Here is a 14,342-nt window from a genome sequence, read left to right on the forward strand (position 1 = left end):
CGGCTGCCCGATGGGCGGCGGCACCTGATACCGGGGGCCGGAGTTTTCAAAACTCCGGCCCGTTTTTTTCGAAGAAGCGGCTACCGGACAGCCCGGCGCGCCAGCCATGCCTGCCAGTCCGACCGGTTGCCGTTGAAGGCGTTCAGGTCCACCCCGCCGGCGATGCCGGGCACGATACCGGTGGCGGTATACTGCCAGAATTTCCAGGATTGGCCGGGATAGGCCTCGCCCAGGGTCTTGGCGGTGGAGCGCAGCCAGAATTCGTATCCGCCGAACTGGTCCAGGCCGTTCTGACGGTAGAATTCCGGCGTGGTATAGATGATCGGGCGCTGTCCGTAATGCGCCTCGACGATCCGCAGCCAGCGCCGCATCTGATCGCGCACTTCCGCCCCCGGGGGGCGCACGGTGGCGCAGGTCGGCGAGAAGGGGTTCCACTCCATGTCGAGCACGGGGGGCATCATGCCCGCGCTGCGCGGGACGTTTCGGATGAACCAGCGGGCCTGATCCTCGGGCGGGGTGCAGAAGTAATAGAAATGATAGGCGCCGCGGACCACGCCGGCGCTGCCCGCCGCACGCCAGTGCTCGTGAAAGGCGGAATCGAGCAGGTCACCGCCCTCTGTCGCCTTGATGAAGGCAAAGTTCACGCCGCTGGCCCGTGCCCTGCCCCAATCGACGCTATGCTGGAAACGTGCGGCGTCGATCCCGTGCACGGCAAAGGCGGCAGGGCGTGGTGCGTTGAAAGAGGCCGGATCGCTGTCGCCGAAATCCGGCGCGAACAGCACGCCGGGCGGGGCGGGCGGCACCCCGGTATCATGCGCGCCCCCGCAGGCGGCAAGGGCGAACAGGCACAGGAAGATAAGGCGGCGGAACTGGATCATCAAACAGGCTTTCGCGCGACAAGGGCAAGGTTGTTGGCGGGCATCTCGATGCCGCCGTTCGGCTCCAGCCCAGAGTTGCGCAGCCATCCCTCGACTTCAAGGTCGTCCTTGTAGCCGATCAGCGGATCGGCGCCGCGCAGTTCCGCATCGAACCGGCGGTCACCTTCGCTGATCAGTTCTCCGGACCGCCTGAAAGGCCCGTAAAGAAGAAAGACACCACCGGGGGCCAGCGCCTGCGACACGCCTTGCAGCAGCAGTTGCGCCTCGGCGTCGGAAACCAGGTGCAGCAGGTTTACCAGCACGATCAGATCCCGGGGGCCGGTGTCTGTGCCCCAGTCGGGCGCACAGGCGTCGAGGTGCCTTGCCGGGGCGATATTGGTCAGGCCCGCCTCTGCCACATGAGCGTCGATGCTGGCACGGCGCGCCGGGTCGATTTCCGTCGGCTGCCAGGTGAGGCCGGGCAGGGCGCCGGCAAAGGTCACCACATGCTGTCCCGTACCGCTGGCTATTTCCAGTGCGCGGCCCGTGGCCGGGGCATGTTGGACCAGCACGGCGCAGATCGCTTCGGCATTGCGCGCGGCAGCAGGGGCAAAGAGCTTGCCGTTCTCCCGGTGGTCGGCGACGCTGGCGCTGGCCGGCAGTTTGCGGCTCACCGGCGGAACCTGTCCGGTGTCAGGCTGGCCACTACTGCGCCGGGCAGCGCGGGCGCACGCCCCATCACCAGGTCGGCCAGCAGTTGCGATGCGGCGGGGGCAGTCTGAAACCCGTAACCGCCCTGGGCCGCGCACCAGACAAAGGCCGGATCACCCGGTTCCGGGCCCAGCACCAGCGCACGGTCCGGGGAAAAGCTGCGCAGCCCGGCCCAGGAGGTCAACAGCCGGGTCACCGGTTCCGTCACCATCTCCTCGTAGCGCGCCAGCCCCTCGGCCAGAACCATGTCGTCGGCCCAGGCGTCGTGGGGCTCTACCGGGTCTTCCTCGGCAGGGGACACCAGCAGCGCGCCGGCGTCGGGCTTGGCGTACCAGGATTCGCCCACGCCAAAGAACATGGGCCATTGGCTGACATCATGGCCACCCGGTGCCGGCAGCCGCGCCATGGAGCGGCGGTGCGGCACAATGCCCAAGGGGGCGATCCCGGCCATCCCGGCGATCTGATCGGCCCAGGCCCCCGCCGCATTGACCAGCCGCGCGGCGGTATGGTTTCCCCGGGTGGAGGTGACCTGCCAGGTTCCGCCCTGCCGGGTGATCGCGGTGACACGCGTATCGGTCATGACCTCGCCGCTGTTGCGGCGGATCTCGCGGGCGAAGTCCTGCATCATCCGGTCGGTGTCGATGTCATAGGCTTCTTCGTGATAGCCCGCAAAGGCCAGCTCGGCCGGATTCAGGATCGGTATCAGTTCCAGCGCCCGTTCCGGGCTGATCTCTGCGATGCCCAGCGTCTCGGCATCCTTTTCAAATCCTGCGCGTTCCCCGGCACGGGCCGCCAGCAGGAAACCACGCGGGCTGAGGTAGCCGCCGTTCGCGTGCCAGTGGTACTCGGCGCTGGCCTTGTTCAGCGCAACCGTGCTGGGCAGGCCGTAGTTCTGCTCGAACAGGGCGGCGGAGCGGCCCGATGCGTGAAAGCCCAGAGCGGTTTCGCTTTCCAGCACGGTCACCTTTGCGTCGGTCGACAGGCGCGCGCCTGCGGAGAGACCCGCAATGCCGCCCCCGATGACTATGATATCGCTCATGTCTGTTCCTCCAGCCGGTCCGTAGCAGGCGGCGGCGTCGGGCTGAGGGCGCTCAGCCGGGCGTAAAGCTCATCCGACATTTCGAAATTCAGCGCATCCAGCGAGGGCTGCAACTGCTCGACCGACCGGGCCGAGATGATCGGGCTTGGCCCGGTCGGATGCCGCGCGGCCCAGGCCACCGCCAGCGTGGCGGGATGCAGGCCTGCCTCCTGGGCGATTTTGGTCAGCCCCTGCGCGGCCTCATGCATCTGTGCCTGTCCGTAGCGCGCGGCATAGCGGTCATCCTCACTGAGCCTGCCACTGCCGCCAGCGCCGTATTTCCCGGTCAGCAACCCGCCGCCCAGAGGCGAATAGGGGGCGACCAGAATGCCAAGGTCATCCGCCATCGGCAGGATCTCGACCTCTGCCTGGCGTTTGACCAGATTGTACATCGGCTGGATCACGGCGATGTCGAGGCCGAATGCCGCAGCGACACCTGCCGCCTTGACCACCTGCCAGGCGGCAAAGTTGGACAGGCCGATGTGGCGGATATGGCCCTTTTCCCTGAGCCGGGCGAAGGTTTCAAAACTTTCGGCCATGTCCGTCTCCGGATCAAAACGGTGCAGATAAAGCACGTCGAGCGTGTCCAGCTGCATCCGTCGGCGTGAGGTTTCGGCGGAATTCACGATGTTCTCGCGCCCCGCACCGCCCGAGTAGGCCGCCTTTGTCGCGACGATCAGCTCGTCGCGGCGGCTGCCCAGGAACTGCCCCAACAGGGTTTCCGACGCCCCATCGGTATAGACATGTGCCGTGTCGAAATGGGTGATGCCCGCAGCGATACAGGCTTCGAACATCGCGGCGGAAGCGGCGGCATCCGCCCTTCCGCCGAATTGCATGGTGCCAAAGGCAAGGCGGCTTGCCGGGGTGCCGTTGAGGCTGGTCAGGGTCTGTTTCATGTCTGCTTTGGTGGCATGGAGAAAGGCCCGGTGCAATGGCGCTTTGCCCCGCTGCTCAGCCAGTCTTCATTCGCCGCCTTTTTCCGTTGCGCGCTGGTAGGCCGGGCGGGCGTGGATCATCTCGACAAACCCCTTCAGTGCCGGAAATTCCGCGCCGCGCTCCATCCGCATGGCGATTTCCGCCGGAAAGCTGAGCATGATGTCGGCGGCGGACAACCGGTCCAGCACGAAATGGCCGGAGGGGCGCACAAGGCTGTTCATATAGGCGAAATGGCTGGTCAGCTCCTCCGAGATGCGCGGATGCAGCGGCGCGCCCGCCTCGCCCAGGCGACCCACATAGAGGTTAAGCAGGATCGGCGTCATGGCAGAGCCTTCGGCGAAATGCATCAGTTCGAGATGGCGCAGGTAGGCGTCATCGTCGCGGTCCGGAACCATCTCGGGGGCAAACCGGGCGCAAAGCACTTCGGTGATCGCGGCGCTTTCGGTGATCAATTTGCCGTCCAGTTCCACCATGGGCGATTTGCCCAAGGGGTGCACGCTGCGCAGCTCCGGCGGGGCGAGGTTGGTTTTGGCGTCACGCTTGTAATGCGCAATGGTGTAGGGATGGCCGATTTCCTCCAGCAGCCACAGGATGCGATGCGAGCGGGAGCGGTTGAGGTGGTGGACGTGGATCATGATCTGGCCTTTCGCGGCGGTTCCGGAGCCAGTGTAACGGGTGGCCGCAAAAGGAAAAGCGAGAAGCGCTGCGGTGATCCGGCGGACGCGGCTGACGCCGCGACGTCATGCCGGGCGCCTGTGTCACGCTGAGCCCGGGAGATCGGCCGGATATTCCTTTGCGGGGGCAGTGCAGGTGTATTTTAGGAACAATGAAACGAAAAAGGAGGCAGGTGTGGGGACCTGCCTCCTTTGATCGGGATCTGGTCGGGTTATTGCGGGATATCGCCTTCGATGCCTTCGACATAGAAGTTCATGCCCGCCAGCGTGCCGTCATCGGCGGTTTCGCCCTCGGCCAGCCAGGCGCTGCCATCCTGTTTGTTGATCGGCCCGGTGAAGGGGTGGTATGCACCCGAGGCGATGCTTTCCTTCAGCGCCAGGGCCTGTTCCTTGACCTCTGCGGGGACCGCGTCGGTGATCTCGCCGATGCCGACCATGCCCGGACCGATGCCGTCCCAGGTGTCCGTCGATTCCCAGGTGCCATCCATCACGGCCTTGGTGCGCGCGATGTAATAGGGTGCCCAGTTGTCGATGATCGAAGAGACCCGCGGTGTCGGGGCATATTGCGCCATGTCGGAGGCCTGACCGAAGGTGATCACGTTACCGGCTTCCTGCGCGGCGGCCTGGGGCGCGGTGGAATCGGTGTGCTGCAGCACCACGTCGGCGCCCTGTTCAATCAGCACCTTGGCCGCATCCGCTTCCTTGGCGGGGTCAAACCATGTGTAGGCCCAGACGATCTTGAACTGGACGTCGGGGTTCACCTTCTTGGCGTGGATATAGGCGGAATTGATGCCGCGGATCACTTCGGGGATCGGGTAGGAGCCGATGTAGCCGATGATGTTGCTTTTGGTCATGCTGCCCGCGATATGGCCCTGGATGGCGCGGCCTTCGTAGAAGCGCGCGGAATAGGTGCTGACGTTGTCGGCGCGCTTGTAACCGGTGGCATGTTCGAATTTCACGTCCGGGAATTTCTTGGCGACATTGATGGTCGGGTCCATGTAGCCGAAGGAGGTGGTGAAGATCAGGTCGGCGCCGTCCAGCGCCATCTGTGTCATCACCCGTTCGCTGTCCGGGCCCTCGGCCACGTTTTCCACAAAGACGGTTTCGACCGCATCGCCGAATTCCTCTTCGACGGCCAGGCGGCCCTGGTTGTGTTCGTAGGTCCAGCCGCCGTCGCCGACAGGGCCGACAAAGACAAAGCCGACCTTGGTCTTTTCATGGCCATCGGCATGGGCTGCCGTGGCCAGACCCAGGGCGATGGCAGCGCTGGTCAGTAGTTTGGTGAGTTTCATGTGAAGTCCCCGTTTGATGCCCTTGTCGGGCTGAATTGGCCCCTATTGAGAGGCATGGAAAGTGCGGCCAAGGGAGGCAGGTGCCGCCGATTTGTCCGCTGACAGGATCACCAGGACGATGATCGTGATGAGATAGGGCGACATTGCCAGATACTCCACCGGAATGGCAACGCCCGCGCCCTGCAGATTGAGCTGCAATTGCGTGATGCCGCCGAAAAGATAAGCACCCAGCAGCAGGCGCCCGGGCTTCCAGGAGGCGAAGACAACCAGGGCGAGGGCGATCCAGCCGATGCCGGCGGTCATGCCTTCGGTCCATTGCGGCACCCGGATCAGGCTGATGTAGGCCCCGCCGACGCCCGCGCAGGCCCCGCCGAACATGATGGCAAATGTCCGGATGCGCTTGACGTGATAGCCCAGTGCATGGGCGGCATCATGGCTTTCGCCCACGGCGCGCAGCACCAGCCCCGCGCGGGTGAATTTCAGCACGGCCCATGTGGCCGCGACAAGCGCGAGACCGAGGTACAGGATGACGTCATGGGTGAAGACGATGGGCCCGATCACCGGAATATCCGCCAGCGGGCCGAAGTCGATATCGCCCAGGCGCGGCGGTTTCACCCCGACATAGCTTTGCCCCAGGAGCGCCGAGAGCCCGAGCCCGAAGAGCGTAAGTGCCAGGCCGGAAGCGACCTGGTTGGCCAGTGCAATCTGGGTAAGGAAGGCAAAAAGCAGCGACAGCAGTGCCCCGCCTGCAGCGGCGGCGGCAAAGCCCAGCAGGGGTGAGCCGGTTTCCACCGCCACAGCAAAGCCGCAGATCGCGCCGGTGATCATCATGCCTTCGACGCCAAGGTTCAGGACACCGGATTTCTCGACCACCAGTTCGCCGATGGCGGCAAAGATCAGCGGCGTCGCCGCGACCAGAAAACCGGCGACGAAGAGGATCGGGTTGATTGCAGAAAGGTCCATCACGCCACCTCCGTCCGGCCAAAGCGGAGCCGGTAATTCGTCAACAGGTCAAAGGCGAGCAGGAAGAACAGCAACATTCCCTGGAACACCTGTATCGCGGCAGCGGGCAGGCCAAGCTGCGATTGCGCGATGTCCCCGCCGATATAGGTCAGCGCCATCAGCCCGCCCGCCAGCAGGATGCCGATCGGGTGCAACCGGCCCAGAAAGGCGACGATGATCGCGGTAAAGCCATACCCCACGTTGAAATCAATCGTCACCTGACCCGCAGGCCCTGCAACTTCGAACAGTCCGGCCAGACCGGCCAGCAGCCCCGATGTGCCAAGGCAGAACAACACCAGCCGCGTCGGGTTCACACCAGAGAAACGCGCGGCGCGCGGCGCCTCGCCGGTGACGCGAATGGCAAAGCCCAACCGGTGTTTGGTCAGCAGAACATAGGCAAAGATCACCGCGATCAGTGCCGCCACAACGCCCCAATGCATGCCCGATCCCTCGATCAGGTCGGCGTTGAAAGCGCTTTCGTATTGCTGCAGGTTGCGCGATCCGGGAAAGCCGAAACCTTCGGGGTTCTTCATCAGCCCCAGCGACATCGAGGCAAGGAATTGCTCGGCCACATAGACCAGCATCAAGGATACGAGAATCTCGTTGGTGCCGAACTTTACCTTCAACATGGCCGGTATCATTGCCCAGATCCAGCCGCCAAAGGCGCCGCCCAAAACCATCAGCGGAAAGACGATGAAACTGTCCAACGGATAAAATGCCAGCCCCACGCCCGCACCAAAGAGCGCGCCCATGATGTACTGCCCTTCCGCTCCGATGTTCCAGATCCCCGCCTTGAAGCCCAGGCTCAGCCCGATGGCGATCAGCACCAGCGGCGCCCCCTTGATCAGCAGTTGCGGCCGATAATAAAAGGCGAATTCGCCGAACAGCGGCTGCCAGAAGATCGTGATGATCGAGGTGACAGGGTCCTTGCCCAGCAGGGCAAACATCAACCCGCCAAACACCATGGTTGCCAGCACCGCCAACAGGGGCGTGGCCAGCGAAAAAGCCCGGCTCGGCTGCGGTCGTTTCTCCAGCCGGATCATGCGCCGCCCCCTGGCTTCATTGTTCCCGAAATACACGAATGAACCGGTTCAGACATGCGCCACCTCCATTCCATGGGCGCCACCCATCATCATCCCGATCTCATCCACCGTCAGCCCCTGCGCGGGGCGGGGAGGTGACAGGCGGCCTTCGTTCAAGGCGGCGAAACGGTCGGAAATTTCCATCAACTCGTCCAGATCCTGGCTGATTGCAATAATGGCCGCGCCGTTTTCCGCCAGATCCAGCAGGGCCTGGCGGATCGCGGCGGCGGCAGAGGCATCGACCCCCCAGGTCGGCTGGTTCACCACCAGAAGGTCGGGGCGTTGCAGGACCTCGCGCCCGATCACGAATTTCTGCAGGTTGCCCCCCGACAGGGAGCGCGCCGCATTGCCCGGGCCGGGCGTGCGCACGTCGAAAGTGCTGATGATCCGTTCGGCAAAAGCACGTGCGGCCCCCCAGTCCAGCATGCCGCCCCGGTCCAGATTTTCGCGCGCCGCCCCGGTCAGCATGGCGTTCTCCGTCAGCGACATGTCGGGGGCGGCGGCATGGCCCAGCCGCTCCTCCGGCGCTGTCAGGATGCCCATCGCGCGGCGCGGGGTCGGGCCCAGCACGCCGATGTCGCGGCCCTGAAAGGCGATCATCCCCGGCGCGCTGAGGGTTTCGCCGGAAAGGGCTGCCAGCAATTCGTCCTGGCCGTTGCCCGCCACCCCGCCGATGCCCAGCACCTCGCCCGCGCGCACCTCGACATTGATGTCGCGCAGGGGCATGCCGAAGGCGCTGGGCGACTTCGCGGAGAGGCCAGTCAGCGCCAGCACCACGTCACCCGGCGTCTTGCCGGCCCGTGTGGGGGTTTTCAGCACCGTGCCCACCATCATTTCCGCCATATCGCGGGCCGATGTCTCAGAGGGGGTGCAATGGCCCACCACCTTGCCCAGCCGCAGGATCGTGGCGCTGTCACAGAGCGCGCGGATCTCCTCCAGCTTGTGCGAAATATACAGGATCGCAGTGCCCTCGGCGGAGAGCTTGCGCAGGGTCTTGAACAGGATCTCCACCTCCTGCGGGGTCAGCACGGATGTAGGCTCATCCATGATCAGCAGCTTGGGGTCCTGCAACAGGCAGCGGATGATCTCGACCCGCTGGCGCTCGCCTGCCGAGAGGTCGCCCACAACGCGGTCGGGCGACAGCGGCAAACCATAGGTATCGGAGACTTCGCGGATGCGCTGGCTCAATGCGCGCAGCTTCGGCGCGTCCTCCATCCCCAGCGCGATATTCTCGGCAACGGTCAGCGCATCGAACAGCGAAAAATGCTGGAACACCATGCCCACACCCGCCGCCCGCGCCGCGCGGGGCTCCGCCGGGGCGAAAGCCGCGCCATGCATCTGCATTTTTCCCGCATCCGGCTTCACCAGCCCGTAGATCATCTTGACCAGGGTCGATTTGCCCGCGCCGTTTTCGCCCAGCAGGGCATGCACTTCGCCCGGCGCGATGCGCAGCGACACACCGTCATTGGCCACGACACCGGGATAGGCCTTGGTCAGGCCGGACAGGTCCAGCAGGGGTGTATCGGTCATGCGGTTTCCCCTTCGGGCATCAGGGCAAGAAGCCCGTTTACACAGCCCCTGGCAATGTCATCGGGGACCTTGCCAAGCGATTTGTCCCCAATGGGGCAGGTGATCGGCGCGGGATCAAGCCCCAGCGCGCGCAATCTCTTGCTGAACCGCGCCCATTTGGTCTCCGACCCGATCAGCCCGCAGGAGGCAAAGCCGCGTGACAGCAGCGCGGCGCAGAGCGCGAGGTCGAGGTCATGGGCATAGGTAAAGATCAGGTGATGCGCCTGCACCGGCGCGCGCGCGGCAAGACGCGGCATGTCCGCCGCCGGGACCGTCGTGACATGGCTTCCCACCTGCGGTGGGAAACGGTCGGCACCTGTATCTACCCAGGTTATGTTGAAGGCTTGGGGCGGGCAGGCCCGCACCACCGCGCGGCCCACATGCCCGGCGCCCCACAGCCAGAGGTCAGCAGGGGGATGGCGGTATGTGACATCCGGATGGGCATGAACCTGCGCCAGGTCGGTGGCACATGTCTCGCGGGTGAACCTCAGTGAGACCGCACCGCCACAGCATTGACCGAGGCCCGGACCCAGGGGCAGGGTCTCTTCCCGTTCGGGGGCATCCTCTGCCAGCATCCTGCGGGCCGTTTCAATCGCCTGAAGCTCCAGCGCACCGCCGCCGATGGTGCCGGTGATGTCCCGCAGGGTGACTTTCATCGCCGTGCCCGCATCGCGGGGCGCGGAACCGCGCGTGGCAGTGATCTGGACATAGACCGCGTCGCTCATGCCCGGGTCCTTTCCACGGCGGCCAGGACCTGTTCGGCCGTCGCGGGGGCCTGCAGGTCGCCATAACCCGGACCACAGGCTGCCACCGCATCCGACAGGGCCATCAGGGCGGAGATGCCCAGCATCAGCGGCGGCTCCCCCACCGCCTTGGACCGGTAAACCGTTTGCGCCGGATTGGGCTGATCCCAGAGCGCCACGTTGAACACCTCGGGGCGGTCGCCGCAGGCAGGTATCTTGTAGGTCGAGGGCGCATGGGTCTTCAGCGCGCCCTTGTCATCCCAGACCAGTTCCTCCGTCGTCAGCCAGCCCGCGCCCTGCACGTAGCCGCCCTCGATCTGGCCGATGTCGATGGCGGGATTCAGCGAGGCACCCGCGTCATGCAGGATGTCGGTGCGCAGGATGCGGTTTTCACCGGTCAGCGTGTCGATCACCACCTCGGTGCAGGCCGCGCCATAGGCGAAATAGTAAAAGGGCCGCCCCCGGCCCCGGATCCGGTCCCATTCGATATCCGGTGTCTTGTAGAACCCGGTGGCCGACAGGCTGACCCGCGCCTGATAGGCAGAGGCGGCGGCCTCGGCAAAGGTGATCTCCTCGCCACCCGCGCGCACCATGCCCCTGGCAAAACTGATCTCGGAGGTCTGGTAGCGTTCCGCCAGATGCGCCCTGATCCGTTCGCGGATCTCGTCGCAGGCGTTCTGCACCGCCATGCCGTTCAGGTCCGACCCGGAGGAGGCCGCCGTGGCGGAGGTGTTGGGCACCTTGCCGGTATCCGTCGCGGTGATCCTGACCGCTTCCAGCGGCACGCCAAAGCGGCTGGCAGCTACCTGCGCGACCTTGAGGAACAGACCCTGGCCCATCTCCGTGCCACCGTGGTTCAGGTGGATCGACCCGTCCTGATAGACATGCACCAGCGCCCCCGCCTGGTTGAGATGGGTGAGGGTGAAGGAAATGCCGAATTTCACCGGGGTCAGCGCGATGCCGCGTTTCAGCAGTGGCTGGCCTGCGTTCCATGCCGCAATCGCGGTGCGCCGCCTGTCATAATCGCAGCTTTGCGCCAGCCGGTCGGTCAGCGCATTGATGACGCAATCGGTGACCGGCTGGTGATAGGGCGTTGTCTGCTGGCCTTCGGCCGGGGCCGGGGGCGTTCTGGCCGGTGCAGGCCGCGCCCCGCGCGAGGTATTGTCCTCTGCCGGTGAGGCGGTGACCGGCGCGCTGCCGGTTTCGACCTTTGGCGGCGGAGCGACATGATCGGCATAATAATTGGCCCGCCGCACCGCCAGCGGGTCCAGCCCGCGGGCATGGGCGATATGGTCCATCACCTTTTCGATCCCGACCATCCCCTGTGGCCCGCCAAAGCCGCGAAAGGCCGTGGCCGATTGCGTATTGGTGCGCAACCGGTGCGAGGTGATGCGGATGTGTTCCAGGTGATAGGCGTTATCGGCATGCAACATCGCCCGGTCGGCCACCGGCAGGCTCAGGTCCATGGCCCAGCCGCAGCGCGCGTATTGGGTGAAATCCAGCGCCACGATGCGGCCCGCATCGTCAAAGCCCACGTCATAGTCGATGCGGAAATCGTGCCGCTTGCCGGTCACGATCATGTCGTCGTCGCGGTCATAGCGCATCTTGCAGGGCCGCCCGGTCTGCCGCGCGGCCAGCGCGCAGGCGATGGCCAGCGCGTTGCCCTGGCTTTCCTTGCCGCCGAAACCGCCGCCCATGCGGCGGGTTTCCACGCGCACGGCATGCATCGGCTTGCCGATGGCATGGGCAACCTTGTGCTGGATCTCTGTCGGGTGCTGGGTGGAACTGTGCACCAGCATGTCGCCGCCTTCCTGCGGCAGCGCAAGGGCGGCTTGCCCCTCCAGATAGAAATGCTCCTGCCCGCCGATCCCGATGCGGCCCGACAGCCGGTGTGCGGCCCGGGGCAGCATCGCCTCCGGTTCGCCCTTTTGATAGATGCGCGGCCCTTCCTCGAACCTTGTGTCGGCGGCAAGAGCCTCCGCGATGCTCAGGACCGGTTTCTGCGCCGCAATCCCGACCTTGCCCAGCTGCGCCGCCCGGCGCGCGGCCAGATGCGAGGTGGCGATGACCAGAAACAGCGGCTGGCCAAGGTAATGGACCTCGCCCGTCGCCAGCAGGGGCTCGTCATGGTTGGAGGGGGAGCAATCGGCATCGAAGGGCAGATCCCCGGCACTCAGCACGGCGACCACGCCGGGGGCGTCCCGGACCGCGTCAAGGTCCATGGCGGTGATCTTTCCGGCGGCGTGCCGGCTGAGCCCGAAAGCCAGATGCAGTGTATTGCCCGGCACCGGAATGTCATCGACATAACGCGCGGCGCCGGTCACATGCAGCTCGGCGGCGTCATGGGGCAGGGGCTGCGTGATGCTCATGCGCGCACCTTGCTGACATCGGTTGTCTGGCCGGAGAGGTCATGGAAGTACCGCAGCAGCATGTTCTGCGCCGTCTGCATCCGGTAGCGGGCAGAGGCGCGCATGTCGGACATGGGTTCGAAATCCGCCGCCATTGCCGCCATCGCGGCCTGGAAACTGTCGGCAGTGAAAGGCGCGCCGGTCAGCGCGGCCTCGGCCGCAGCTGCGCGTTTCGGGGTGCCCGCCATGCCGCCAAAGGCGATGCGGGCGCTGGTGATGGTCTGGTCCTGGCGGGTGATGTTGAGACAGCCGCAGACCGCCGAGATGTCCTGATCGAAGCGTTTCGAGAGTTTGTAACAGCGTAGGGTATCGGGTTGTTTCGGAACGCTGACCGCCTCGACGAATTCGCCCGGTGCGCGGTCCTGCCTGCCATAGGCGAGAAAGAAATCCTCCAGCGGCAGGCTGCGGCGCGTCTCGCCGTGACGCAGATGCAGGGTGGCCCCCAGGGCGATCAGCGCGGGCGGCCCGTCGCCGATGGGCGAGCCGTTGGCAATATTGCCGCCAATGGTCGCGGCATTGCGGACCTGCACCGAGCCATAGCGGCGCAGCATGGCGCCGAGGCTGGGATGGTGCGGGGCGAAATGGGCCTCAAGCATGGTCAGGCTGGTCATCGCCCCAATGCGCCAGTGATCGCCCGCATCCGTGATGCCGCGCAGATCGGCGCATTGGTTGAGAAAGGCGACCTGGTCCAGATCGCGGAATTGCTTGGTGACCCAGAGGCCCACGTCGGTGGCCCCTGCAATCAGGGTGGCCCCGGGGTTGGCGGCGTACCAGCGCGCCAGATCGTCGGAATGGGTCGGCTGCAGAACCCGGGGGGCCAGCCCCCCGGACCCCCCGGTGGTATTTTCGGAACAATGAAGCGACAGGTTTTCGAGATGGGCGGGGACGGGTGCAGCCTCTGCCGCCCGGGCCGCCCGGATGATCGGGGCATAGCCGGTACAGCGGCAGAGGTTTCCTGCAAGCTGCGTGTCATGGTCCCTGGCCCGGTTGAGATGGGCGCAGGCCATGGAGACCACGAAGCCCGGTGTGCAGAAGCCGCATTGGCTGCCGTGGTGGTCCATCATCGCCTGCTGCACCGGGTGCAGGCTGCCGTCGGGGGCGCTGATGCCTTCCACCGTGGTGACATGTTTGCCATGCACCTGCGGCAGGAACAGGATGCAGCCGTTCAGCGCGCGCGATCCCGTTTCGTCGGTGATCATCACCGTGCAGGCCCCGCAGTCGCCCTCGTTGCAGCCCTCCTTGGTGCCGGTCAGCCCGCGCGCTTCGCGCAGCCAGTCAAGCAGCGTGGTGGTGGGGGATACGTCGGTTGGTGACACAGGTTCTCCGTTCAGAAGAAACGTGATGTCCATGCCTGAAACCCGTCGCGTTACGTATGTGGGGGCCTGATGCGGCCCCCTCGATGCGACGTAGAAGGGGAGCGGCCCGTTTACTGGAAGCAGACTAGGGAGATTTCCGGGGCTCTGGCAAGCAAAAGCACGCGGCCACCCCGTGAATTTTCCGCCCGCGGGGGGCTGTTGCCCGCGAAGGCGGCGTTCACTCGACCCGTAAGGCGCGCCGTGAGAGCGATGGCGGAGGCTGCGATGTTTCGGATCCGTTCGGGCGCGCGTTTCGGATCGTGACCGGTCAAGCCGTGCCCTCGTCCTTGTCCGTGCCCTCGTCCTCGTCTGTGTCCAAGGCGCGCGTCATGGCATCGAGCCTGTCGAGCCGTTGTTCCCAGACCTGTCGCTGCCAGGCCAGCCAACCCTGCACTTCCATCAGCGGCGCCGCCTCGATATGGCAGGTGCGCACGCGGCCCTTCTTGACCGAGCGCACCAGTCCCGCGGTTTCAAGGACCTTGAGATGCCGCATGAAGGTGGGCAGGGCCATGTCATGGGGGGCCGCCAGTTCGGAGACCGAAGCCGGACCGCCTGCAAGCCGCTCCACCACCGCGCGGCGGGTGGCGTCCGAGAGGGTCGAGAAAACAAGATCGAGTCGTTTATTGGCCATGCGG

The 14,342-nt window shown here is 65.4% G+C and carries 13 protein-coding genes; all 13 read right to left on the minus strand.

Features of this window, described 5'->3' with window-relative positions; genetic code table 11:
• Window positions 1-80: 80 nt before the first annotated feature.
• Window positions 81-878 carry a glycoside hydrolase family 25 protein gene (locus tag ACWNZ3_RS04270; protein ID WP_496901317.1) on the minus strand — a complete coding sequence of 266 codons (798 nt, stop codon included), beginning with the start codon at window positions 876-878 and terminating at the stop codon, window positions 81-83.
• Window positions 878-1,531: a DUF938 domain-containing protein gene (locus ACWNZ3_RS04275; protein ID WP_496901318.1), complete on the minus strand. Its 654-nt coding sequence runs from the start codon at window positions 1,529-1,531 to the stop codon at window positions 878-880. The genes ACWNZ3_RS04270 and ACWNZ3_RS04275 overlap by 1 nt, the downstream gene beginning before the upstream one ends.
• Window positions 1,528-2,607 (minus strand): NAD(P)/FAD-dependent oxidoreductase, encoded by a 1,080-nt coding sequence (locus ACWNZ3_RS04280; RefSeq protein WP_496901319.1) that lies wholly within the window; start codon window positions 2,605-2,607, stop codon window positions 1,528-1,530. The genes ACWNZ3_RS04275 and ACWNZ3_RS04280 overlap by 4 nt, the downstream gene beginning before the upstream one ends.
• Window positions 2,604-3,542: an aldo/keto reductase gene (locus ACWNZ3_RS04285; RefSeq protein ID WP_496901320.1), complete on the minus strand. Its 939-nt coding sequence runs from the start codon at window positions 3,540-3,542 to the stop codon at window positions 2,604-2,606. Before ACWNZ3_RS04285 ends, ACWNZ3_RS04280 begins: the two co-directional genes overlap by 4 nt.
• Window positions 3,543-3,608: 66 nt before the next feature.
• The gene (locus ACWNZ3_RS04290; RefSeq protein WP_496901321.1) at window positions 3,609-4,217 is read right to left on the minus strand and encodes a glutathione S-transferase family protein; all 609 of its coding nucleotides are present in this window, start codon (window positions 4,215-4,217) and stop codon (window positions 3,609-3,611) included.
• 251 nt (window positions 4,218-4,468) lie between these two features.
• Complete coding sequence (locus ACWNZ3_RS04295; protein WP_114274928.1) at window positions 4,469-5,548, minus strand: BMP family ABC transporter substrate-binding protein; 1,080 nt, start codon at window positions 5,546-5,548, stop codon at window positions 4,469-4,471.
• Window positions 5,549-5,590: 42 nt separating this feature from the next.
• Window positions 5,591-6,511 carry an ABC transporter permease gene (locus tag ACWNZ3_RS04300; protein WP_269367255.1) on the minus strand — a complete coding sequence of 307 codons (921 nt, stop codon included), beginning with the start codon at window positions 6,509-6,511 and terminating at the stop codon, window positions 5,591-5,593.
• Window positions 6,511-7,593, minus strand: a complete 1,083-nt coding sequence (locus ACWNZ3_RS04305; protein ID WP_496901322.1) for an ABC transporter permease — start codon at window positions 7,591-7,593, stop codon at window positions 6,511-6,513. Before ACWNZ3_RS04305 ends, ACWNZ3_RS04300 begins: the two co-directional genes overlap by 1 nt.
• 48 nt (window positions 7,594-7,641) lie before the next feature.
• Window positions 7,642-9,162 (minus strand): ABC transporter ATP-binding protein, encoded by a 1,521-nt coding sequence (locus tag ACWNZ3_RS04310; RefSeq protein ID WP_274574292.1) that lies wholly within the window; start codon window positions 9,160-9,162, stop codon window positions 7,642-7,644.
• The gene (gene xdhC, locus ACWNZ3_RS04315; RefSeq protein ID WP_496901323.1) at window positions 9,159-9,926 is read right to left on the minus strand and encodes a xanthine dehydrogenase accessory protein XdhC; all 768 of its coding nucleotides are present in this window, start codon (window positions 9,924-9,926) and stop codon (window positions 9,159-9,161) included. Before xdhC ends, ACWNZ3_RS04310 begins: the two co-directional genes overlap by 4 nt.
• Window positions 9,923-12,313 carry a xanthine dehydrogenase molybdopterin binding subunit gene (xdhB, locus tag ACWNZ3_RS04320; protein WP_496901324.1) on the minus strand — a complete coding sequence of 797 codons (2,391 nt, stop codon included), beginning with the start codon at window positions 12,311-12,313 and terminating at the stop codon, window positions 9,923-9,925. Before xdhB ends, xdhC begins: the two co-directional genes overlap by 4 nt.
• The gene (gene xdhA / locus ACWNZ3_RS04325) at window positions 12,310-13,701 is read right to left on the minus strand and encodes a xanthine dehydrogenase small subunit (RefSeq protein WP_496901325.1); all 1,392 of its coding nucleotides are present in this window, start codon (window positions 13,699-13,701) and stop codon (window positions 12,310-12,312) included. Before xdhA ends, xdhB begins: the two co-directional genes overlap by 4 nt.
• Before the next feature lie 274 nt (window positions 13,702-13,975).
• Window positions 13,976-14,338: an ArsR/SmtB family transcription factor gene (locus ACWNZ3_RS04330; RefSeq protein WP_496901326.1), complete on the minus strand. Its 363-nt coding sequence runs from the start codon at window positions 14,336-14,338 to the stop codon at window positions 13,976-13,978.
• Window positions 14,339-14,342: the final 4 nt, after the last annotated feature.

It is taken from the genome of Sulfitobacter sp. IGS-18, assembly GCF_059628195.1.